23 protein-coding genes are annotated in these 23535 nt (G+C 56.0%); 7 read left to right on the forward strand and 16 right to left on the reverse strand.

Features of this window, described 5'->3' with window-relative positions; translation table 11 throughout:
- Positions 1-131: 131 nt before the first annotated feature.
- A complete protein-coding gene (locus EG886_RS11285) occupies positions 132-521 on the forward strand; it encodes a DUF2512 family protein (protein WP_124728225.1) in 390 nt (129 codons plus the stop codon).
- Positions 522-708: 187 nt separating this feature from the next.
- Positions 709-1473, forward strand: coding sequence for a DODA-type extradiol aromatic ring-opening family dioxygenase (locus EG886_RS11290; protein WP_124728226.1), 765 nt, complete (start codon positions 709-711; stop codon positions 1471-1473).
- 12 nt (positions 1474-1485) lie between these two features.
- On the opposite strand, the gene EG886_RS11295 is transcribed toward EG886_RS11290, so the two are convergent.
- The 8 genes from EG886_RS11295 to EG886_RS11330 form a co-directional block, all read right to left on the reverse strand.
- Positions 1486-2211 (reverse strand): ABC transporter permease, encoded by a 726-nt coding sequence (locus EG886_RS11295; protein ID WP_124728227.1) that lies wholly within the window; start codon positions 2209-2211, stop codon positions 1486-1488.
- A complete protein-coding gene (locus EG886_RS11300) occupies positions 2208-2501 on the reverse strand; it encodes a hypothetical protein (RefSeq protein ID WP_124728228.1) in 294 nt (97 codons plus the stop codon). Before EG886_RS11300 ends, EG886_RS11295 begins: the two co-directional genes overlap by 4 nt.
- 406 nt (positions 2502-2907) lie before the next feature.
- Positions 2908-3768: an ABC transporter ATP-binding protein gene (locus EG886_RS11305; protein ID WP_124728229.1), complete on the reverse strand. Its 861-nt coding sequence runs from the start codon at positions 3766-3768 to the stop codon at positions 2908-2910.
- A complete protein-coding gene (locus tag EG886_RS11310) occupies positions 3765-4376 on the reverse strand; it encodes a TetR/AcrR family transcriptional regulator (protein WP_164491813.1) in 612 nt (203 codons plus the stop codon). The genes EG886_RS11305 and EG886_RS11310 overlap by 4 nt, the downstream gene beginning before the upstream one ends.
- Before the next feature lie 181 nt (positions 4377-4557).
- Complete coding sequence (locus tag EG886_RS11315; RefSeq protein WP_164491814.1) at positions 4558-5181, reverse strand: class I SAM-dependent methyltransferase; 624 nt, start codon at positions 5179-5181, stop codon at positions 4558-4560.
- 328 nt (positions 5182-5509) lie between these two features.
- Positions 5510-7288: an acyl-CoA dehydrogenase family protein gene (locus EG886_RS11320; RefSeq protein WP_124728232.1), complete on the reverse strand. Its 1779-nt coding sequence runs from the start codon at positions 7286-7288 to the stop codon at positions 5510-5512.
- Between the two features lie 148 nt (positions 7289-7436).
- Positions 7437-8618 (reverse strand): acetyl-CoA C-acyltransferase, encoded by a 1182-nt coding sequence (locus tag EG886_RS11325; RefSeq protein WP_124728233.1) that lies wholly within the window; start codon positions 8616-8618, stop codon positions 7437-7439.
- A gap of 27 nt (positions 8619-8645) precedes the next feature.
- Complete coding sequence (locus EG886_RS11330; RefSeq protein WP_241154451.1) at positions 8646-11006, reverse strand: 3-hydroxyacyl-CoA dehydrogenase/enoyl-CoA hydratase family protein; 2361 nt, start codon at positions 11004-11006, stop codon at positions 8646-8648.
- 390 nt (positions 11007-11396) lie between these two features.
- Between EG886_RS11330 and EG886_RS11335 the strand changes: the two genes are divergently transcribed.
- The 3 genes from EG886_RS11335 (at position 11397) to EG886_RS11345 (ending at position 13638) form a co-directional block, all read left to right on the forward strand.
- Entirely contained in the window at positions 11397-12128 is a 732-nt protein-coding gene (locus EG886_RS11335) for a polysaccharide deacetylase family protein (RefSeq protein ID WP_124728235.1), read from the forward strand.
- Positions 12129-12399: 271 nt separating this feature from the next.
- Positions 12400-12780: a Med9 domain-containing protein gene (locus tag EG886_RS11340; RefSeq protein ID WP_124728236.1), complete on the forward strand. Its 381-nt coding sequence runs from the start codon at positions 12400-12402 to the stop codon at positions 12778-12780.
- Between the two features lie 177 nt (positions 12781-12957).
- Positions 12958-13638, forward strand: a complete 681-nt coding sequence (locus tag EG886_RS11345) for a DUF6273 domain-containing protein (RefSeq protein ID WP_124728237.1) — start codon at positions 12958-12960, stop codon at positions 13636-13638.
- Here EG886_RS11345 and EG886_RS11350 read toward each other — a convergent pair whose 3' ends face one another.
- A complete protein-coding gene (locus EG886_RS11350; protein ID WP_124728238.1) occupies positions 13639-14472 on the reverse strand; it encodes an SPL family radical SAM protein in 834 nt (277 codons plus the stop codon).
- Positions 14473-14654: 182 nt separating this feature from the next.
- On the reverse strand, positions 14655-15527 hold the full coding sequence (locus tag EG886_RS11355; protein WP_164491815.1) for a prohibitin family protein: 873 nt from the start codon (positions 15525-15527) through the stop codon (positions 14655-14657).
- 817 nt (positions 15528-16344) lie between these two features.
- Here EG886_RS11355 and EG886_RS11360 point away from each other — a divergent pair.
- Positions 16345-17013, forward strand: coding sequence for a cadherin-like domain-containing protein (locus EG886_RS11360; RefSeq protein ID WP_124728240.1), 669 nt, complete (start codon positions 16345-16347; stop codon positions 17011-17013).
- 495 nt (positions 17014-17508) lie between these two features.
- Here EG886_RS11360 and EG886_RS11365 read toward each other — a convergent pair whose 3' ends face one another.
- The 6 genes from EG886_RS11365 to EG886_RS11390 all read right to left on the reverse strand — a co-directional run bounded on the left by EG886_RS11365 (position 17509) and on the right by EG886_RS11390 (position 23028).
- Positions 17509-18327 (reverse strand): hypothetical protein, encoded by an 819-nt coding sequence (locus tag EG886_RS11365; RefSeq protein WP_124728241.1) that lies wholly within the window; start codon positions 18325-18327, stop codon positions 17509-17511.
- A gap of 557 nt (positions 18328-18884) precedes the next feature.
- Complete coding sequence (locus tag EG886_RS11370) at positions 18885-19661, reverse strand: GNAT family protein (protein ID WP_124728242.1); 777 nt, start codon at positions 19659-19661, stop codon at positions 18885-18887.
- 2 nt (positions 19662-19663) lie between these two features.
- On the reverse strand, positions 19664-20497 hold the full coding sequence (locus EG886_RS11375) for a DUF817 domain-containing protein (protein WP_124728774.1): 834 nt from the start codon (positions 20495-20497) through the stop codon (positions 19664-19666).
- Positions 20498-20525: 28 nt separating this feature from the next.
- The gene (locus EG886_RS11380) at positions 20526-20747 is read right to left on the reverse strand and encodes a helix-turn-helix domain-containing protein (protein ID WP_124728243.1); all 222 of its coding nucleotides are present in this window, start codon (positions 20745-20747) and stop codon (positions 20526-20528) included.
- Between the two features lie 10 nt (positions 20748-20757).
- Complete coding sequence (locus tag EG886_RS11385) at positions 20758-21240, reverse strand: DUF2975 domain-containing protein (protein WP_420894146.1); 483 nt, start codon at positions 21238-21240, stop codon at positions 20758-20760.
- Positions 21241-21657: 417 nt separating this feature from the next.
- Complete coding sequence (locus tag EG886_RS11390) at positions 21658-23028, reverse strand: helix-turn-helix transcriptional regulator (protein WP_124728245.1); 1371 nt, start codon at positions 23026-23028, stop codon at positions 21658-21660.
- A gap of 237 nt (positions 23029-23265) precedes the next feature.
- Here EG886_RS11390 and EG886_RS11395 point away from each other — a divergent pair, with 237 nt between their 5' ends.
- The gene (locus EG886_RS11395) at positions 23266-23472 is read left to right on the forward strand and encodes a hypothetical protein (protein WP_124728246.1); all 207 of its coding nucleotides are present in this window, start codon (positions 23266-23268) and stop codon (positions 23470-23472) included.
- Positions 23473-23535: the final 63 nt, after the last annotated feature.

Below are 23535 nucleotides of genomic sequence, written 5' to 3' on the forward strand. Positions count from 1 at the left end.
GTTAATTAGATAATTATCTAATTACATAATAAACGAAAAAACAACATCCGTAAAGGGAGAAGAGCCCGAGGCGCGGCGCATAATCCCTCCCCGCACATACCAAACTATGGAAAGAAAAGGAGGCACTTTCCATGAATCATGTGTTTCATCTGTTTGCCAAGTTCATCGTGACCGGACTGGTCATGTACGGCGTGCTCGGTTTTCTCTACGGCGTCGCTCCCGGCCATGTGCTGCTGGTGACCGTTCTGCTGGTCATCCTGGGCTATCTGTCCGATGTCTTCCTCATGCCACGAATGGGCAATGTGTTCGCCTCTTTGACCGATTTTCTCATCTGTTTCACGCTGGTTTGGCTTCTGGGGACGTACCTGTTCGACCCGGACATCGGTCCCCAGCTGTACAAAGCGAACCGGATGCCTTTGTTTCAGGCTGCTCTGGTTTCCGCGGCCGTGTTTACCGTCATCGAGTGGTTCTACCACAAATGGTTTCGTCGCCAGATGGGTCGGGACGAGTTTTTTGCGTAAACCGGAAACGAACGGGAACAAGGATTCAGCATGCCTTCTTCGGAAGAGCCCTGAATCCTTTTTCTTGTCCGCAAAGAAAGACGGCTGCATGTCCGAACATGCAGCCCCGCTTCCCGTTGTCTCCTTGTTCCATAATACTTACTTTTGTATACTTAATTACAAATGATAACAAAAAGAGGTGTCTCCCATGCCCTCCTTCTTTTTGGCTCACGGTTCCCCCATGATCGCCGTGGAACGGAATGCATACACCCGATTTTTGCAACACCTCCGCCACCGCTTCTCCGAACCGGAGGTCGTGTTGGTGTTCACCGCCCACTGGGAGCGGGACATCACCACTCTGTCAGACCGTGATGACACGTATGACACGATCCACGACTTCGGCGGATTTTCGGAAGAGCTGTACCGGATCCGCTACCCCGCCAAGGGTTCCCGTGAGCACGCGCAAACGGCCCGAATCGCCCTGGAGGCGGCCGGCATCGCGGTGCAAACAGACCGGGAACGCGGCCTGGATCACGGCTCCTGGGTCCTGCTGCGCCATCTCTTTCCGGAAGCCGACGTCCCGGTGATCCAGGCATCCGTCCATCCGTGGCTCGCGCCGGACAGGCAATATGCGATCGGCGAGGCCCTCCGCGGTCTGCAGGAGCAGGGGTGGTGGGTGATCGGCAGCGGTTCGACCGTGCACAACCTGCGGATGCTGGATTGGAACGACGATGAACCCGCCGACTGGGCCGTCCGGTTTGACGACTGGTTGATCGACCGGTTGGAACGACACGACCGGGATGCATTGTTCCGGTACGCGGAGCTGGCGCCCCATGCCCGTGAAGCCGTGCCGCGTCCCGAGCATTTCGTTCCGCTGTTCATCGCCATGGGAGCCGGCACGGCCGAGAAACCGGAGGTGATTCACCGCAGTTACCGCTACGGATCGCTGAGCCATCTCTGCCTGGCGTTTTGAGAACGGTTTCGACTACTCCACCCTTCGGCGGAAGAGCCGCAAAAACAGCAATAACAGGACTGCATGAACCACAAGGGCGCCCGCCGTCCACCATGGCCTGTCGGAAGACGTCTCCACCCATGCCCGGTGCATCTGAAACACCCAGAAAGTGGGCATCACCGCGCCCATCCATTTCCACCCGCCCGGAAGCATCCACGCGGCAAGCGGTCCCAGAAACGACAATCCGGCCAATTTGGACAGGGCAAGCCCTTCCACTTTGTTTCCCGCAAACGCCGCAGGAAACAGGGCATAGATCGGGATCTGCAGCGTTGCGATCAACACGGTCCACAACCATCCGGCGGATGTCCCGTCCATCCAACCGGAGCCCAGAACCAACATCAGCGTCAGCACAAAACCGGTCACACCGGCCAGCGACAATCGCATTGCGAGATAACCCGTTTTGGACAGAGGCGTCACCGCCACATGGGAGAGCACCCCCTCATCCCGATCATCCAGTAACATGAGTCCGGTCATCATGCCGGTGGTCAGCGCCGGAACCATGATCAGAATCCCCATGATCCATCCATGATACGGAGCCGCATCAACACCGAACGCTTCCATCAGAAACCGCTCGAGCGGCGGGACGGCCAGCCGGATGAACAGGAGCAACAACAGCGGAGCGGCCAGGGTGAGCAGCAGCACCCAGTCACGCCGGATGTTTCGCCAATCCCCGATTGTCAGCATCCACCACCGGTTCATCGTCCTCCCCCTCCGATCCGCTCCACCACATGCCGTACCACCGACCGGTATGCCCAAGCATAAGCGATCACGCACCAGACGACCAGAAGTCCGGTCAGCACCGGCGCTTCGGACCATCCACTGCCGGAAACGGCGATGTGCAACAGTCCCAGAATGGCATGACCCGGAAGCCACCACAACCAGACAGCCGCCTTCCCGTCAACCAGCTCCAGAAGCGGAAGCGCCATGGGGGTGAGCAGAAACTGCGCCTTGACCAGAAATTCATTGACCGTCTCCGTCCGGGCGGCCAATCCCAGGCCCAAAAGCGTGAAGCAGACGATCCGGGCATCAGCGCAAGCAGCCCCGCAAATGTCCGGACATCGGCCCCCATCCCCCCCATGAGCACCACCAAGCCGGCCAGAGACGAAAGCACGGACAGGGACAGGGCCCGCGCCAACACCCAGCGGCCCGGCGAAAGCGGAGAGACAAACAGCGCCGCCGGCACCCCCTGACTCTTTTCCAGCAGCAGCATGCCCGCCGAAAAAATGAACCCCAGAACGGTCGGATCGCTGAATACAATGACCTTCGCCACCGTCCCGCGAACGGGAGACGGGATCCAGACCAGGACCGCCACATAGAGCAAACTGACCACCGCATACACGGCATAAAAACCATGACGCCACTGAAACCGGAGATCGTGGATCCACACGGTGCGGATCATGCCCTTTTCCTCCCCGTCATCCGGACAAAAATCTCTTCCAGCGTCGTTTCCTGGGTATGCATTCGTTCCACGTTCTCTTCATTCAGCACACGCAGAAACCCGGCATTCCGCCCCAGACCTTCCAGCGGAAACTCCGCGGATTGCGGCTTTCCTTTCGAGATGTACTCCACCCGTACCGTCTTCCGGCCGTACCGGAGCATCAGCCGACGGGGTTCATCCTCCAGAACGAACCGGCCGTCATGAAGAAACGCCACCCGGTCACACAGATCCTCCGCCAGTTTCATGTTGTGCGTCGCCAGCAAGATCACCTTGCCCCGCTCTTTCTCCTCCCGGATCCACTCCCGGATCATCCGCGTCCGGGAGGGGTCCAGACCGGAGGTGGGCTCGTCCAGGATCAGCAAGTCGGGATCGTGCATCATGGCCCTGCACACGCCCAGCCGTATTTTCATCCCTTTGGAAAACTCACCCACCCGCTTGTGCGCAGCCTCCGCCAGTCCGGCTCTTTCCAGCAAACGAAACGGCTCTTCCATCTTCCCCTTGCGGCGATACATCGCGCCGAAGTACCGCAGATTTTCCACTGCGGTGAATTTGGCGTAAAACCCCGGTGACTCAAATGCCACCCCGATCCGTTCCCGCAGGTCGGCATCGGCATCCCTCGCTTCCCGGCCCAGCACCTTCACCCGGCCTTCATATCCTTTCAGAAAACCGACAAGCACCTTGATCGCCGTACTCTTCCCCGCTCCCGACGATCCCAACAAACCGAAAATCTCTCCCGGCCCCACCCGGAACGAAATCCCGTCCAGCGCCGGCCGGTCATGTCCCGGATACGTGAACCTCAGATCCGTCACGTCGATCATGCGTGATCCTTCCCTTCCACCAAACCCGCGGCAATCCATGACGCCATGTTGCGGATCACTTCATCCGCCACCTCTTCCCCGATCTCCCGACGGTGAAGATTGAGCATGAAGAACGCCCGAAGCACCCCGGCCGCCACCTCCGGTTTCTCCCGGATCATCACCCCTCGACCCGCCCATTCCCGCAAAATCCGGATCATCAGATCTTCATCCTTTTTCTGATGTTCCTCCAGCACTTCCGGCGGCAACTTGCGAAACATCCGCTCCCATTCTTCATCTTCGTAAACGCGGCGCAATACCGGATTCTCACCGACCAGGCGCAAACCGGTCATCAGCAGATGTTCCACGAGGGCCTTGCCTCCGAGGCGGCTGTTTTCCGTTTTCTCCATCAATGTTTGTTTGATTTCCTCCTCTTCCCGTTCCAGCACCGCAAACCACAAAAGCTCCTTGGACGGAAAGAACAAATAAAACGCTCCCTGGGAAATCCCCGCTTCCCGTGTCAGTTCGGCCACGCTGGTTTTCCTGAATCCGTACCGGCCGAACAGTTCCCTTCCGGCCTCCAGCAACTTCCGATGAATCCGTTCCTTCTCCTCACGGGTGAATGCCCGCACGTTGCTCACCTCTTCAACATGAACCTGTGAACAATTTGTTTATTGGTTCATATACTTTCATGCATTCTACTATCGGGAACCCGCCAAGTCAATCCTGCCCGTTCACAGCGGGAAAAGCAGGTCCTGTTCATCCAAAAAGCCGGGGAGGATGTCCCCGGCTTGATTGCCTTCCAAAAACCGTTCACTTTTTGCGGAGAATCACCATCAGTCCGGGGAGTTTGGCATCCTCCTTCGCCCCCAACATGAAGCAAACCGCGGGCCCGCGATCGAATTTGTCCGGCGGGAAATACCGGTCGATCGCTTCTTCCGTGACCGGGTAAAACGGAAACGTTCCGCCGGTCGCCTGATTTACGAACTCCGTCAGTTCTTCCGAGAGGGGAAGGATTCCCCGGAGAAAAAACTCTCCTCCCGGTTTCAACACGCGGTACAGTTCGGAAGCATATCCGGCCTTGGCCTCATCCGGCACGGCGTGAAAGCATCCCTGGTCGTTGGCGAAGTCGACGGATTCATCCTCGAGCGGCAACGAGGTGACATCGGCTTGGAGAAACTCCGCCTGAATGCCCGTTTCCTTTACCCGTTGCCCGGCCAATTTCAATGCGGTCGGAGACAGGTCCACGCCGATGGCGCGGTAGCCCATGCCGGCGAGAAACACGGTCTCCCGGCCGGTTCCGCAACCGATGTCAAGCGCCGTCTGCCCCGGACGTGCCTTTCCCTTGTACGCCATGACGGCCGCCAGCTCCGTCGTGGGCCGGCCATTATCCCAATAACCGTGCAAACCTTCCCGGTAGGCTCGATCCCAGAACACCCACTGATCTCCCCCTGAACCCGATTTTGAAAGCGGTTTCAATTTCATTTTTTCCATATTTCATGTATATTTTCAATATTTCATTTTATGATAAAACAGATCTCCCTACTCGGCATACCGGAAAATCAAGAAGTCTCAACGTCATGACCATCCGAAAGACATCCGTTTCCCCTGAAACGGGTACAACCTTTTACGCCCGAACAAAAAAGAACCCGCCCGGACATCCGGACGGGCTTCCGCTCATATGCGAAGGGAAGCATCAAGATAGGATCATCGGTGTGCAACATACAGGTTCCCGGCCGGCGGAGTCCACCGTCCGGCCGGATCTTCAGACGACATACTTTTCGGCGTCGATCACGCGGGCGGCGATGGCGCGTTTCAGAGCCACCTCGTTGATCGGCTGCAGGCGGGTCAGCTTGCGCAGGACGGCCAGCGTCGTCACCAGCACGTCCCCTTCTTCCATCGCGGCGATGGCATGGCGGGCAAACGCCTCCACCTTGCGGAACGAGTCGTGGATGAAGGCGATCGTCAGATCGATTTTCGCCCGCTCCTTCTCCTCGCCGTTATTGGCGATGGCCTTTTTGGTGCGGAGCAGTGCGCTTTCCATCGCGAACGTCTCGATGGCGATGTCCGCCAGATCGCGCACGATCTCCTGTTCCTTCTGAATGTCCGTCTCGTACTTCTGCACGGCCAGACCGGCCACCATCAGGAAGATTTTCTTGGCGTTTTCCACCAGATGTTCTTCCTGCTCCAGAAGCGGTGCACTTTCATCCGGCATGTACGGCATCAGGGTGAGCAGCTCTTCCTGCAGCTCCATAGCCGCCTGCACCAGCGGAAGTTCTCCTTTCATGGCCTTGCGCATCAGCGTGGCCGGAATGAGCAGGCGGTTGATCTCGTTGGTGCCCTCGAAGATCCGGTTGATCCGGGAGTCGCGGTACATGTTCTCAATCTCGTACTCGTTCATGAATCCGTATCCGCCATGAATCTGCACGCCCTCATCCACCACATAGTCCAGGACTTCGGAGCCGAACACCTTGGCGATGGAGCATTCGATGGCCAGATCCCCGATGGCCCGAGCCGCCACCGCTCCTTCGGCATCTTCCACGCCTTCGAGGCCGGCTTCAAACATGCCGCCGATTCGATAGACCATGCTCTCCAGAGCGTAGGTTTTCACCGCCATGTTGGCCAGTTTCTCGCGGATCAGGCCGAACTTGGCGATCGGAGTGCCGAATTGTTTCCGCTCCTTGGCGTATTTGGCGGAGATCTCGATCGCCCGTTTCGCCGAACCCGCCGTGCCGACAGCCAGTTTGTAACGACCGATGTTCAGAATGTTGAAAGCGATCAGGTGTCCCTTGCCCACTTCTCCGAGCAGGTTTTCCACCGGCACCTTGGCATCCTGGAGAATGAGCGTCCGGGTCGACGAACCCTTGATGCCCATCTTCTTCTCCTCGGGTCCCACGGAGACGCCGGGGAAGTTCCGCTCCACGATGAAGGCGGAGAATTTGTCCCCGTCCACCTTGGCGTACACGACAAAGACATCGGCAAAGCCCGAGTTGGTGATCCACTGCTTTTCCCCGTTGAGGATGTAATGTTTGCCGTCATCGCTCAGAACGGCGGTCGTCTTGGCACCCAGCGCGTCGGATCCGGATCCCGGCTCGGTCAGGGCATACGCGGCAAACTTGGCGCCGGAGGCCAGGTCCGGCAAGTACTTTTTCTTCTGCTCCGGGGTCCCGAAATACACGATCGGCAACGTGCCGATGCCGACATGAGCCCCAAAAGACAGTGCAAAGGAACGGGCCAGCGAAATTTTTTCACCGATCAGGCTGGAACTGATCTTGTCGAGACCGATACCCCCGTATTTCTCCGGGACATCGGCGGCCAGAAGGCCCAACTCGCCCGCTTCCTTCAGCAGGCGGACGGTGTGCTCAAATTTGTGCTCCTCGATCTCGGGCAACACCGGCAACACTCTGTCCACCACGAAATCTTCCGTGGTTTTGGCGATCATCTTCTGTTCTTCGTTGAAATCCTCCGGCGTGAACACGTCAGACGGGTCGGGTGTTTCCAGCAGAAAGGCGCCGCCTTTCACTTTTCGGGTTTGTTCAGACATCCCGATTCCTCCCTGTTCTCAAGGTGCATGCAAACTCATCCCAACGTTTCGCCGCTTGCCGGGAGCGGTTTCCCGAAACGTTTCCCGGAGAGAAAACGCATCCGGAAAACCGCCCCCTCCTTTGCCCGGAGCTTCTTCCCCACCGTCTTCAGGAAACTCGTTCGATCAGGCCGGCCGCTCCCATGCCGCCGCCGATGCACATGGTGACCAGACCGTATCGCTTGTTCCGGCGGGCCAGCTCATGGATCAGGCTCACCGTCAGCTTGGCACCGGAGCAACCGAGCGGATGGCCCAAGGCGATCGCGCCGCCGTTGACGTTCACGATGGACGGATCCAGCTCCAGCTTGCGAATGACCGCCACCGCCTGGGAAGCGAACGCTTCGTTCAGCTCCACCAGGTCGATGTCCTGCAGCCTCACTCCGGTCCGCTTCAACAGCTTCGGCACGGCTTCCACCGGCCCGATGCCCATCACGTCCGGATCGACGCCTCCCAGCATGAACCCGCGGAACACCGCCAGCGGCTTCACACCCAGCGCCTCGGCTTTCTCACGGGACATGACCAGCACCGCCGCCGCTCCGTCGCTGGTTTGCGAGGAGTTGCCCGCCGTCACCGTTCCTTTCACATGGAACACCGGCTTCAGCTTGGCCAGCACCTCCAGGCTGGTGTCGGGACGGACGCCCTCGTCGGTGTCAAACACCGTCTCTTTCACGCGGAGTTTGCCCTTGTCGTCAAAGAACTTGTGCCGGACGGTGAGAGGGACGATTTCCTCGCGGAACTTGCCGTCCTGGATGGCCTTCGCGGCTTTCCGGTGGCTTTCCAGGGCGAAGCGGTCCTGGTCTTCCCGACCGACCCCGTACCGGCGTGCCACTTCCTCGGCCGTGTGCCCCATGGACATGTAGGCTTCCGGCAAGTGCTCCATCAGCCAGGGGTTGGGAGAAGGTTTGAAGCCGGTCATCGGTACCATGCTCATGCTTTCCACGCCGCCGGCGACGATCACGTCGGCAAATCCGCACATGATTTTCTCCGCGGCCATGGCGATCGTTTGCAAGCCGGATGAACAGAAGCGGTTGACGGTCATGCCCGGCACCGACGTCGGCAGTCCGGCACGGAGCGCCACCAGGCGCCCCAGGTTGAGCCCCTGTTCTCCTTCCGGAAACGCGCAGCCCATGATCACGTCCTCGATCTCGGCCGGATCCAGCTGCGGCACGCGTCGCAGCAGATCCTTCACCACCTCCGCCGCCATGTCGTCGGGCCGGGTATGGCGGAGCGTCCCTTTGTGCGCCCGGCCCACCGCGGTGCGGGCTCCCGCCACAATCACAGCTTCGCGCATCATTTTCTCCTCCTTTTCCGGTCCCCGTCAGTTGCGGAGCGGCTTTCCGTGAGTCAGCATGTATTGCATCCGGGCTTGCGTCTTCGGCTCACCGATCAGGCTGAGGAACGCCTCCCGCTCGATGTCGAGCAGATATTCCTCCGTGACGAGCGTTCCTTCCGGCACGGAGCCGCCGGCCAGCACATACGCCAGCTTGCCCGCGATCTTGTAATCGTGTTCGGAAATGTGGCCGGACTTCAGCATGCCGTAGGCTCCCAGCTTGAGCACGTTGTATCCCGTTTCGCCCACCACCGGGATTTTCCGCGGCTTCGGCGGACGATATCCCGATTTGGCCAGACTGAGTGCCACCTGTTTGGCATCATGCAGGAGGTGATCCCGGTTGGGGGTGATGCCGTCGCACTCCCTCAGGAACCGGTATTTCCTGGCGTCCTCGGCGCTGGTGGACACCTCGGCCATGCCGATCGTCATGAACACCTTGTTCACCACCGACTGGAGGGCCACCTTGTCCGCCGGATCGATACCGTCCGTCCAACGCAGCAGCATTTCTTTGTTGCCGCCGCCGCCGGGAATCAATCCGACGCCCACTTCCACCAGTCCCATGTACGACTCGGCGGCCGATTGCAACCGGTCGCAGGGCAGGATCATCTCCATGCCGCCTCCCAGCGTCATGCCGTACGGAGCGGCCACCACCGGACGGCTCAGCGTGCGCAGCGATCCCATCGTCCGCTGGAACGTGCGGACCATCATGTCGATCTCCGCCCAGTTTTGGTCCTGTGCCTCCATCAACATGAGCATCAGGTTGGCTCCCACGCAGAAGTTGGGAACGCCTTCGGCCGCGATGACCAGTCCTCGCCAGTTGGCTTCCACTTCCTTCACCGCGTAGTTGATCATACCGATCACGTCAATGCCCAGCGCCTGTTTGGCCGAGTGGACCTGCAGGCAAGCGATGTCATCGCCCAGATCGATCAGGCTGGCTCCCCGGTTCCCCTTGATGAGCTTGCCTTGTTCTTTCAGCCGGGCGAGCGAAATCACTTTTTCGTGCTCGTCCACTTCCCCGTATTTTCCGCCGATGCCGAATGCATGGACCGCGGCGCCTTCCTTCTTGTAAAACGAGGTGTGTCCGGCCGCCAGCATTTCTTCGATCCACGCCGGGATCGTCTCTCCTTCTTCGCGCATGCGGGCCACCGATTTCTCCAGTCCGATCGCATCCCACGTTTCAAACGGACCGAGCTCCCAGTTGAAGCCCCATTTCATGGCGCGGTCCACGCTGACGAGATCATCGGCGATCTCACCCAGCTTGTCGGCCGTGTACAGCAGCACCTTCTTCGTGATGGTCCACGCCAGCTTTCCGGCCGGGTCGTCGGCATACACCAAAAGGGCCAGCCGCTCTTCCACCGTTTTTGCTTTTTTGGTCAGCTCCAGCGAACGCGCTTTCAGTTTCCGGCGCGGACGGTATTCCATCGAGACCGGATCCAGCGCCAGAATCTCTTTGCCGCTCTCCGTCTTCACTTTTTTGTAGAAGCCCTGGCCCGATTTTTCACCCAGCCAGCGATTTTCCACCATTTTCTGAAGCAGCGGGGACACGGTGAACGCTTCCTTGTCATGCGGATCGTTCGAGTTTTCCCGCACGTTGCCCGCCACGTGCACGAAGGTGTCCAGCCCCACCAGGTCCAGCGTGCGGAAGGTGGCACTCTTCGGCCGTCCCATCGCCCGCCCGGTCACCGCGTCCACCTCGTCCGGACCGAGTCCGAGATCCAGCATCGCCTGCAGCGTCACCTGCAGTCCGTAGGTGCCGATCCGGTTGGCGATGAAGTTGGGCGTATCCTTGCAGAAGACGACGCCTTTCCCCAGCACTTCCTCGGCAAACGCTTTCATTCCGCGCACGATGTCCGGTTCCGTCCGGGTGTGCGGAATGATCTCCAGCAGCTTCATGTAGCGCGGAGGATTGAAAAAGTGCGTCCCCAGGAAGTGACGTTGGAACTCTTCCGAGCATCCTTCCACCATGCTGTGAATGGAAATGCCCGAAGTGTTGGAACTGACGATCGTGCCCGGCTTCCACACCGTTTCCAGCCGTGCGTACAAATCCCGCTTGATCTTCAGGTTTTCGATCACGGCCTCCACGATCCAGTCCACTTCGGACAAGCGATGGAAATCATCCTCCAGGTTGCCCGTCTCGATCAGGTCGGCCGACTCCTTGGTGTACAGCGGCGACGGTTTTTCCCGAAACAGCCGCTCTTTGCCCAGATTGGACAGACGATTGCGAACCGCCTTGTCTTCCAGGGTCAGTCCCTTCGCCTTTTCCTCGTCGGTCAGCTCACGCGGAACGATGTCCAGGAGCAGTGTCGGAATGCCGCAGTTTGCCAGATGACCGGCAATCGCCGCGCCCATCACCCCTGCACCGAGCACGGCCGCTCTCTTGATGCGTGCCAAACGGATCCTCCTCTCCTCCGGCTCCGCCACCCGCGGAACCCGGCGGTTTGTCTGAATGAACAGTCATTCAGTGGCGGGTGAGAAAAAAACCACTCCGACCGGAACGGCTTTCACCACACGTTTTTCTTGAGTTTTGGGGCGTTTTCACTATGCGCAACTTTCAATCCTTTTGAAATTCACTTCAATAATATTATTTCTCTGAATGACTGACCGCGTCAAGAGGTGAAGTCTGACTTTTTGATTTCTTCGGGAAAGAGTGAAGACCCTTTCATCCTCCGACAAGACCGAAAGAATGTGATATTGTAAAATAACGATTGTTTGCATACACCACAAAGGAGAAGGAGAAACATGAAGAAAATCCTTATTCGCGTGATTCTCCCGCTGCTGGTGCTCGCCGGCCTGGCCAAAGGTCTCGACATCCTGATCAACGCCCGGGACTTCCAGTTTTTCGGCGGCATCACGCACCGCATCGACACCGATGAAAAAGTGGTGGCTCTCACCTTTGATGACGGGCCGGCCGAAAACACCGACGCCATCCTGGACATCCTGAAAAAGCATCAGGTGAAAGGAACCTTTTACCTGATCGGCTCCGACTTGGAAAAGAACATGGACAAAGGGAAAAAAATCGCCGCGGAAGGGCATGAAATCGGCAATCACAGCTACTCCCACACCCGCATGGTCTTCAAAACCCCGTCGTTCATCCGGGAAGAGATCGAAAAAACGGACGAACTCATCCGACAAGCCGGCTATCAGGGAGAGATTCATTTCCGTCCGCCGTACGGAAAGAAGTTCGTGTTTCTTCCCCAATACCTGAGCGAAACCGGCCGCCGGACCATCACGTGGGACGTCGAACCCGAAACGTATGCAGAGATCGACGGAAATGCGGAAAAAATCACCGAACACGTTTTGGCCAACACCCGCCCCGGCTCGATCATCCTGCTGCATGTCATGTACGAAAACCGGAAAGCATCGCTGGAATCCGTCGATGCCATCATTCAGGGTCTCAAAGCCAAAGGATATCGCTTTGTGACCGTGTCGGAACTCCTGAAGCTCCAACCTCATTCCCCGTCTCCATCGTGACCTGAGACAAGGATTCCCCGTCCCTGCACGCCGCATCCCTGAAGGCACCGGAAATGCATGGAAGAGCGGCCTTCCACGGAACGCCGGAAAGCGAAGAACTTTCAGGAAGCCGCCCCCGGTTCCGGACGCCTGATCAAAAGATCCCCCGATTTGCCGGAACTTCGCGGCATCGGACAGGTTTGGGTTTCCCGCTTTGGCAAAAAGCGGCTTACATGAAGCGGTTCCGTTTGACTCAAATTGAAAGTGAACTCCAAGAAAGGAGGCAACTTTCATGTTCCACACGAACATCCAAGGAATCCGCGGCGAGATTGAGCAAATCCGCAGCGCTGCCCAACAGATGGCTCATCTGGAACAAATGAACGCTCAGAAGCTGCAACAGATCACGCAACTCTGCCAGCAGATCGAACAGCGTCTGAACAGCGTGACGTTCCAGCAACAAGCCGCTCCGCAGGCAACCGCTTCGTACCAAGCTCAATCTCCGGCTTTCGGAGCCCAAACCGGATTCACGGGCGTCAGTGGTTACACCGGAGTGACGGGGTCCGTGGCCGCCAAACCGTTCGGCCAACAGCAACAACAGCAAACCCCGCCGGTGACCGTTTCGTCCGTGATGAAAGGGTTCCCGAGCATCACGAGCGCGCCGGTCAACCACTGAAGACGCGGCGCAAAAGACCCGTGGCCTGTCCACGGGTCTTTTACTTGCAAGAAAAACCTTCAAGTTCCGATGCCAAAGTCCCCCAAACAGCGCATCAAGGGGTTCGCCGGCTTGTTCTTTTCGTTTGCATCCGTGTTGTATACTGAAAAAACTCCCCCTGGAAGGAGAGGATTTCCCATGGACACTGACCGACTGAAACGCGCAAAGCCCGGTGAAGTCATCACATTCGGCACGTATCCGCACACGGCGGACGGCACGGACCACACCCCGATCCGCTGGCGGGTGATCGAGAAATCGGATCGTGAAGGAATTGTTATTCTTCTGAGCGAACGGCTGTTGGACTGCCGGAGATATCACGGAGAATCCGCGGAGATCAAGTGGCGGGATTGCGTGGACATGACGTGGCAAGATTGTGACCTGCGCAAGTGGTTGAACCAGGCATTCTTCCATCGGGCATTCCGTGACGCCGAAAAAGAGCTCATCCTGCCGACCCGTTGCACGGACAACGGAGAAGATACCCCGGATACGGTGGACAAGGTCTTTCTGCCGAGCATCCCCGAGATCGAAAAATGGTCCGAGATTCACGGCAAGGAACTGCGCCGGGCGGTCGGAACGGAGTATGCCAAAGTGAAAAAGCCGGACGGCTGCGATCTGTACGTTTACGACAAATCAAACCCGTTCAACTATCTCAACATCGACGGAGAGAAACACGGCTGCTCCTGGTGGTGGCTGCGAACCCGGGGAAACAAGCCGTCCCGCGCCTGCTTTGTCGGCACCGGCGGCAGAATCCGTACATACGCCAACAACAGCGTCTCCCGTTACGGCATCCGTCCCGTGATCCGGATCAGGATCCCGTAATCATGCCCTCCCGGCCGGAGGCAAAAATCCGTCCCGGCTCACGAGCAACTTCCCGGCCGGAAACACCTTCCGGAACTCTTCCAGCGTCCGTTTCAGGACGTCCGGCCCGTACCAGCGCTCCAGTCCCAGCCGTTCATGGATCTCCCGAATGCGCAATCGCTCCGTCCTCCGGCCGCCGCTGCCGTCCCCCAGGAAAAAATCATCCAGGCACACCCGATCAACGAGGCCGTGCAATTTGGCGGGAAACTCCCGCGAAAACGGCAAAACCGGAGATACCGCCGCCTGGACGAAGAGCCCGGCCTCCTTCAACCGGCCGAGCGCCCGTATTCTGGCCGGAACCGGCGGGGAGGCCGGCGCGAACGCGCGGCGAACCTCCTCCAGATCCGTTTCCACCGTGACGCTCACCAGCAATCGATCCTTCAGTTTCAACAATATATCCACATCCCGCGTCACCAGCGGGCTGCGCGTCTGCAGAAACAAAAAATCCGGCGGCTGTTCGCTCAGCACCTCCAGCAGCGACCGGGTCAGCCCGGCGCGCGCCTCCTCCGGCTGATACGGATCCGTCGCCGAGGACAGAAAGATCTTCACCGAACCTTTCTTCCGCGCCCGTGTCAAATCCCGCCGGAGCACCTCCGCCGCCCCGTCCTTCACCTCCACCCACGTTCCCCATTCTTCCCCGCGAAACAGCGCCACCGGCATTTGCCTGACATAACAGTACGAGCAGCCGAACGAGCATCCCGCATACGGATTGAGCGTATGCGTGTAGCCGGTGAGAAATCCGGTCGCCGGGGTGAGAACCGTCTTGGGCGTTTTGCGGGTGACGCGTGGAGGCATGGATCGTCAACTCCTCGAATGAATGTTCTGCTGACCCCATGATAACCCATCCACAAAAAGCACTCCATGCAACATGACAACCGTTTCCCATAAATACAAAACGTCCGCAAACCAACTTCATGAAATCAAGCGGTTTGCGGACTTCTGACACGGCGCGGGAGCATCCCCCCGACGCATCTTCGTCACTTCGCGGCCGGCATCTGGATCAGCGGGCTTCCGCTTCCTTGCACGGTGGGCATTTTGCCGTCCCATTTTTTGATCCACTCAAGTTGTACGATGGACGGAGTGAGCGATTGCTGCAGGATGCGGTTGGCTTCGGCCTGTCCTTGAGCCTGAATGATGGAGACCTGCTTTTTGCCCTCCGCTTCGATCTTGTTGTTGATCGCTTCCTGTCTCTTGTTGGCTTCTTCCCGTTTCAGGTACTCCTGGCGGTTCTGGGCATCCGCGATGGACTGGATGGTTTTCAGCGTATTGGCATCGATCCGGACATCCGCCAGAGAAATGGTCTCCAGAATGATCCCGTCTTTGGCGAGGATCTCCGACAGCTTCTTCTGAATTTCATTGGTCACTTCCTGACGATGCTCGGTATACACCCCGAGCACGCTGTAACGGGTCGTGACGGACTGCATGACGGTCTTGAGCTGCACCTTGATGTATCCCGACTCGATCTCGGGCGCTTCCCGCCGGCGGAACTTGGTGAAGATGTGCGGCAGCTTTTCCGGTTCCATGTGATACGAATACACCACGTCCACGTTGACCGATTTTCCGTCCGAAGTGTTGACGTCCATCGACTGGTCCGATCCCTCTCCGCTGTTTTTGGTCAGGTAGACCGTCTCGGTGGAGACCGGGTACTGGGTCACGTTTTCCCACGGCCAGACGAACCGGAGCCCCTGGTCCAGCACCTCGTCTTTCAATCCGCCGTTGAGACTGAACACAACCCCTTTGTATCCGGGCTCAATGATGGCCGTGCAGTTCACGACAACCACAACCAGCAAAATCAATCCGATCACTGTACCCACGATTCTGCCTTTGTTCCAGGACTTTTGTTCATTCATTCGCATTCCCCCATTCAAACAGATCGGGCCTGACGCCCCAAAAACCGAGTGTCGGACAATCGATGAACCATTCCAACCTCGCTCTCATGAACACATCCATGATATTCCACCAAAAACCTGATATGAATCATACAATTATGCGAACAAAGAAACCGTTGGTGTTCATGACAAGAAATTCTGTTCCTGTTTCCAAAAGAAAAAGCCGAGGAGCCCATGCATCCTCGGCCGATTTTTCGATTTCACGGAGATGTTCTTGATGATTCCATCGTGGATGCAATTCAAACGAGACCACCTCAGTGGTTCCTCAAAATCATAGAATGCTTTCAAATCCACCATTCAACTCAAACCGTAAAAAGTGTGAATTCCGATGAGCTGGATCCAGAACTTTCAACTCCACCACGAATTTAACTCAACCGCCGGCAAAGCTTCGCCTCAAAACCTTCATGAACCACCTTTCAATTCCACCATGGATGCAACTCAACCCCCATTGTGAACACCGGAAAAATCAAGGCTTTTTTATTATATCAAACCTCCAAAAAGTCTGTGAACCGGGAGTCCTGCAAAAACCCCGGGAGGTTCACAGACTTCGTTTCAATATTCAGAAAATACGAGGGGATGGCTTCCGGCAACTCTCCAACACAATAAAAAAGGCCGAAAACACATAGATCGAACTCAAATCCCATTGTGCGACGCCAAGCTTCTTCGGCCTGATTGCCAAGACTCCAAACGGTCCATCGCACAATTTTCTTTTGCCGGCGCATCCGCCCTTTCTCCCTACTCTATAAAAACATATCTATAAATCGGGAGGTGAACGGGTATGATCGGCGGCATCTTGAACAGTATGATCGGTCTGGTTGGAGGGATTCTCTCCACGATCTTCGGTCCCATTGTACTGCCACCGCCTCCGGCGCTTCGGCCCATTGCGCGGGACGATTTCTACACCACCAATGAAGGAACCCCTCTCTCAGTCTCTGCTCCCGGTGTGCTGGAAAACGATTTTGACTTCAGGGGCCTTCCCCTTACGGCCATTTTGATCGGTAATCCGTCCAACGGCACTCTGACATTCAACTCGGACGGGTCCTTTGTCTACACACCGAATCCCGGGTTCACAGGAACGGATGCCTTCACGTATCAAGCCAGCAACGGGGTTAACAGGTCCCTGGTGGCTTCGGTCACCATCACCGTAAAGCCCACGAACCAACCGCCCGTGGCCAACGATGATTCTTACACAACCACCGTGAATACTCCCCTCACGGTTCCTGCTTCCGGCGTACTGGAAAACGACACCGATCCGAATGGCGACCCGCTTACGGCTCTGTTGGTCACCGGTCCCACAAACGGAACGCTGGTACTGAATCCAGACGGCTCCTTCATCTACACGCCAAATGACGGGTTTGAAGGCACGGACAGTTTTACCTATCAGGCCAGCGATGGAAGTGCCCTGTCCAACGTCGCCACCGTCACCATTGATGTGGTCGCTCCTTGATGAACAGATATTGAGAAACAACGGCTCCCCCCTATCAGCAAAACCATAGGGGGCTTTTTGATGGAAAGAGCATGCGACCGCGGGGCGGGAATGAGCCATCACTTCCACCATGGATCCAACTTAAACGATCCCGTGCCGCTCCCTCACATACTTATCGATCGTCTGAGTCCCGTAAATCTCCCGGGAGATTCTCAGACGTCGATTCAAGACTCGGAAAAAGATGTTTCTTGGTCACAACTCTGTGAAGCCAGACGGCATGTCTTATCCCAATAATAAAGCCGGAGCCATCCCCTGTGAGTGCCTTTGCCATTGCAACGAAACGAACAGGGGATGGCTTCCGGCGGATTCCCTCACACAATTTCACCACGGATAACCCCGAAAAAGTCTGGGGGCCGGGAGTCTTGCAAATCCCTCGGGAGGTTCACAGACTTCGATTCATTCCCCCCATTCGACATCCGTTTCAACTCCCGGCACCCGATTTCAAACAAAGGCTCATCACTCTTCGTCCAAGTCCTCCAACGTAAAAGCACGGGACGTAAACATATCGATGACTTTTTCTTCTCCCGAATACCCCTTGGCCTCGATGGAAAAGGTCCCGCTGTCATTTTTGGACAGTTCGAGGACCACCTTGGCTTGGGTCAGCGGAAATTCCAACCGAACCGACACTTTCCGAATCTCTTCCCGGCGCAAATCAAATTTCGCGGGCGAATCCGGATGGCGTCTTTGCCGAAGCTCATTGACGACCTCCAACGTCTTGTTGTCGAACAATTTGACGAAGAAGCTTCGGTCCAGCACCAACTGATGAGATTGGCCCATCATCAAGATTTTGGTCTCCACAAGTTGAGGAACCAACTCATACCGCAGGAAACGATAACGATTGAAATAATTCCCGTCGAAATGATCATGCTCCGTGAAATAATCGACGACAATCTGATTCTCAATGACAAACACGGGAACATTCTTGATGTTCACGATCTCGATCAGGAGACCGTCGAAAAAGCGTCGCTTGATATTTTCGTTAATGAGGCGTTTGAGAACGATTCGGACCTCCGGTTCCTGCGCCTTCCGCATCTCATCCAGTTGCTTCTGGGTCGCTTCCATCGTCGCCGAGATCTGCTCCCGCGTCAGCTCTTCCTGCTTCTTCAGCTGATCCCTGGTCAGTTCCTCTTGCTTTTGAATCTGCTTGACCGCCACCATCACCGCGATGACGGCCACCACCACCGTCAACAGCCCCACAATCACTTCTCCGGTGAACATCTCCCACAAACTGCATTGACCCATCCACACCGAAAACACCGAACAATCTTGCCCCATTCTCTCTCCTCCCCCGCTTTGGTTTGACAGTGTATATCCCATCCATCCGCAGTTCTCTTCTTTTTTGTTCGTTGTCATCCCGCGAATTTTCACAGGTCCTTTCCTGAGCCTTCCACCATGAAAGCAACTCCAACGACACCGACGAAATCGACACTGAAAGCATCGGAGACATTCAATTCCACCATGGGTGCAATTGCAACCCCATTGTGAACAACAGACAAATCAAGATTTCTCCATTATATCAAACCCCGAAAAATTCTGTGAACCGAAGTCCTGCAAAAACCCCGGGAGGTTCACAGACTTCGATTCACAACTCGGAAAAAGATGCCTCTCGGTCACAACTCTGTGAAGCCAGACGGCATGTCTTATCCCAATAATAAAGCCGGAGCCATCCCCTGTGAGTGCCTTTGCCATTGCAACGAAACGAACAGGGGATGGCTTCCGGCGGATCCCCTCACACAATTTCACCACGGATAACCCCGAACAAGTCTGTGGGCCGGGAGCCCTGCATAAACCCCGGTTTACAGACTTCGACTCAAAATCCGGAAATGGCCCCTTCACTTCATGGATGGTGACTGACACCCGTATGAGTACGCCAAGCACACAAACCCGTGCTTCTCCAAAATGGGACGGCTCATCGGGGAGGCATCCACCATGAGGAATGGATGCCCTTTCTCATACGCTTTCCTGGCGCGGATGGCCAGCAAATCGGAATAACCCCCTTTTCCCCGGAATTCCGGCAAAGTGGCCCCTCCCCACAGACTGGCGAAGGAAGAGTTCTGCTCCAGGTACATCCAGGCTGCACTCACCAACCGGTCTTCTTCAAAAACGCCATACAGATACAGCGAATCGGGATGTTCCCGCTTGTCCCGCCAAAGCCTCTCTCCAAGCCCGGCGTGCGATTCCCCCCAAACGGCATCTTCCAAGGCCACGATGTCCCGGATGCCTTGTTCGTCGGTGATCTCCCGGACACGGGAAGACAGTTCACGAGTCAGGAGCGGATGCCGCTCATCCAGCTTGATGATCATGAGGGCTTCCGGCTCTCCCACCGTAAAGCCTTCCCGCCTGAGGAGTTCTTTCAAATGAGGCGGCCGGTCGTAGCTGTATACTTTCCATTCAAAATCCTGCTTGAGACTCCGGAAATAATCCAATTCGTTGCGGATGACCTCTCCGGCATTCTCTTCGTTCAGATCCGACGCGATGATAAACGCCAAATCTCCGTACCGGGAAATGAGACGTACCACATGCTCCGTCTCTTCCCGGACGAATCCTTCCATCCGTGCTTCCTGTCTGAGTTCCTTGTGAAATTGCAACAGCCACGGGTGTTTGTCCATCTTCAAGCTCCCTTCGATTTGCGAGGCGTGACTTTCTCTCTTTGCCCCACCCTCACGGATTCTTCTTTTCCCCGGGAGACGTTCTCCTTCACCCGTTTTAACGTTGCCACGATCAAAAAACTGATGATCACCAACAGGAACCATGAGCTCACCTTGCTGTAATGAACCGGGTTCCACGTTTTGATCTGGTTCGGGTACTCCCAGGCCCCGAAGTATGTGGCGATGTTCTCGGCCACCCAGATGAAAAAACCGATGAGCACAAAGGAGAGTGCCACCGGCATCCGGTAGCGGACGCCGTTCACCTCGTACAGGACCCACGATCGCCAAAACACGATCCACACGAGGCCGGTCAGCCACCATCTGACATCGATCCAGAAATGGTGGGTGAAGAAATTCAGGTAGATGGCGGCGGCCAGAGGCACCACCGCCCAGAAGGGCGGCCAGCGAAACAACTCCACCTTCAGTCTTCTCCATGCCTGGCAGAGATAACTGGCCACGCTGGCGTACATGAATCCGCTGTACAGCGGGACACCGAACACCTTGAAATATCCTTCCTCCGGGTATGCCCATGAACCCATGTGCGTTTTGAATATCTCGAGAGCCAGCCCGATGATGTGGAACAAGGTGATCACTTTCAGTTCATCCCGGGTTTCCAGCCCGGAGCGAACCATCCACCACTGCATCAGCAGGCAGATGAGGAGCAGCCAATCGTACCGCGGCAACAAGGGAAGCGGCACCTTCTGTGTCACGGCCAAAGCCGTAAAAATCACGGCGGGAAACAGACAGGACAAGGCTTGCTCCCGGCCGAACAGGAGAAGCTGCTTCACGGCTCTCAACATGGTTCCCGATGAGAATCCCCGCCCGTCACTCCCCGGTGTCCTCATCATGACGGTACTCCAAAATGTCTCCGGGCTGACAATCCAACACCCGGCAAATCCGGTCCAACGTGGACAAGCGAATCGCCTTTGCCTTTCCGTTCTTCAAGATCGAGATGTTGGCCATGGTGATCCCGACCTTTTCCGAAAGCTCGGTCACGCTCATTTTCCGTTTGGCCAGCATGACATCCAGATTGATGATGATCGCCACTTTCTTCACCTCAGATCGTCAGATCATGTTCCGCCTTGATCTCAACGGCACTCTTCAGCAGCTTCTGAAGAACAGCGGCAAAGACCGAAACCACCATCGCGGCAAACGCCAAGAGCAGACCGATCAACAACATGCCCGGGGCGTCATCCTTTTCCGCCACATAGTAAAAGAGCGGCAAACTCAGCACATACAACATGCTGATGGAAAAGGCATAATGCTTGATCTTCTTCAGCGCCGTCACCGACAACTCCGAAAACGCTTCATTCCTGTCGATGTACTGCAGCAACTTGAACGCTTGATACAAGGCCATGTAAAAAGGAATCGCCGACAAATAGAAGATGCCGAGAAGAATGTGCAGGAACACATACTCCCGTTCCGAATCCGAAGCTCCCTCGATGCCCAGGTAAAAAACGACGCATAACGTAAGGATCCCGAGACCGAGCAACACAATCACCGACTTCAAAAACAGCGTGGAACCCTGATCACGGTTCATCATTCAGCACCTCACTCGTTGACTGGATCAGTTCGAATATACCACGCCGTTTTATCGTTTTACAATAAATAATTATCGATTAGGATCATATAATCATCGTTTCGGGATAATATCCTCCGTTCCTCTCTGAACCGGACAACCTCGCGGTCATTCCCCCACCCAATCACAAAAAACGCCGATCCACCCAGCAAGCATAGGCTTGGAAATCGGCGATTGTTGCATCGATCTGTTCAATTATCGGATTCAGCGAAAAAATGACGGCACAGACTTCGAATCAATACGCATACAAATCGGTTCAAAACACTAAAAATGGAACCTCCTACCGATGTTGCGGCCGGAGGTTCCCATTTCCCTCGCAAATCATGTCCAGTTATGTATAAGCGTTCCGTTCACCGTGAACAACCTGGCGATCACCAATCAGTCGGTGGGAGGATCAGCGATGTAACGCATACTTGTTCCACCTCCTTCTTCGAGTTTCACGGACAAGCGCAGGTACTGAGTGACGTACTTCCGGAAACATTCCGGGTCCAGCTGCTCACAACACAGAGCCAGCTTCCTCAAAATATTCTGTCTTTGTGCGTCGAATCCTCCTTCTTCCGACAAATTGAGTGCCTCTTCGTACAACTTTTTTGCTTTCTCCATCTGTCTGCGTTTTTGGAAGCAATCTCCCAGTGCCGAGAGCGCTTCGATCAGCCGATGGGAATCCTGGTACGTCTTCCCCAGTTCCACGGCCTGCTCGAGGTACTTTTGCGCGTTGTCCAGTTCATTTTTTTCAAAGTATAGCAGACCCAGCTTGATATAGGTAGAGGTCAAAATATGTTTTTTTCTGATTTTTCCGCGAATGCGCAGTGCGGACCGGTAACAGAGCTCCGCCTCTTCGTGGGACCCCAGCTTGGTGTAGCTTTCGCCCATGGTGGTCCACAAGTCGAACGCCCGGTCACTCACCTTGTCCACCCGCGCCCGTTCCAGGCCCTGTCTCGCCACCAGAATGGCCTGTTCGTACAATTTCATCTTGTTCAGGAGCATGGCGCGCAGGTCATACATGTTGAGCCGCGCTTCCGCACTCTCGATTTGGGGCATTTCATTCCAGATCTCATCCAACAGGAGAAAGGCTTCATTGTCCCGATTCAGCTTTTCCAAAAAAATGACTTTGCTGATGAGCAAATGATATTTCACATGCTTCCGTTCCCCGTTGGACTTGAAGGAATTGAGTCCCAACTGTACGCACTGGAGCGCCTTTTCCAATTTGCTCTGGTGGTGGTAAATGCGGGACAGACCGTTGTATGCCGCCGCCTGGATATTGGTGTCCAGCAGCTCCGGAAATTGTTCCACATGGCGGATGGCCTTCTGGTAATGAAGCTCCGCGTTGCTCCACTTGCGGTTTTCTTCGTAGTACCGTCCTTTTAGGTAGAGAACGACGCCATGAAGGGGATCGTTTTTGGAAACGCGGATCTGCCGAAGAAGGTTGTACGCTTTCTCCAGATCCACCATGTCGAGCACATACTCCACGCTCATCAGCTGGAGAGCGGGATTGATCTTGTGTGATTGGGGTCCGTCTCCGGAGTCGAGCAAATGGTCGCTCAGCACATCGGGAGCAATCCCCAACCGTTCGCACAAAAATTCCAGCTTCTCACGACTGACCCGATAGGCACCGCGCTCGATGTTGCTGATGGTTCCGGTCGATATCACATGATCGACCGAAAGCTCTTCCTGCTTCAGCCCCTTCTCTTTCCGCTTGCGACGGATCAGATGGCCGAGCTCGAGCGATACGAATACGTATTCTTTCATGGCCCCTCCCGAAAAAAATTTTTTTCAAGGGAAGTTCAGGATGTATGCGAATTCATTTTAGAAGATGGTTCGATCACCGGTGCTTCATTGAAATCGGGGTTCTCCGTCGGCTTTGGGACTGCATTTCAGTAAAGCAATGATTGCTCAGAATGATTTTTTAATATTTGCGAAAAGTTTAGGACTGTGTAATCATTTAGATACACCACTCCAACATTCCTGCCCAGGGAGGGAACAATTGTGAATTCCGGTCGAATCAAGGTTGTCGAAATCCGTCTGGAAAACGGTGAATTTGTCAGAGTGCCTTTCCTCGATCTGATCGAGGCCCGGATGTCCGACAAGATGAAGGTTTTCGCCGGTCGCACCTATGATATCTTCTCCGCTCCCCGTCAGAAACGGTTCCCCAGGGATGAACATCACGGTTCTGCAGCGGTCGTCCGGGTCTGAGCACTCACCCGGACACCAGGTTGCGAACATGTAGAGATTCATGTTAAAATCATTTGGCTTTTT

Origin of the sequence: Staphylospora marina (assembly GCF_003856495.1) — a bacterium.
In the GTDB taxonomy this organism is placed as follows: Bacteria; Bacillota; Bacilli; order Thermoactinomycetales; family Thermoactinomycetaceae; genus Staphylospora; species Staphylospora marina.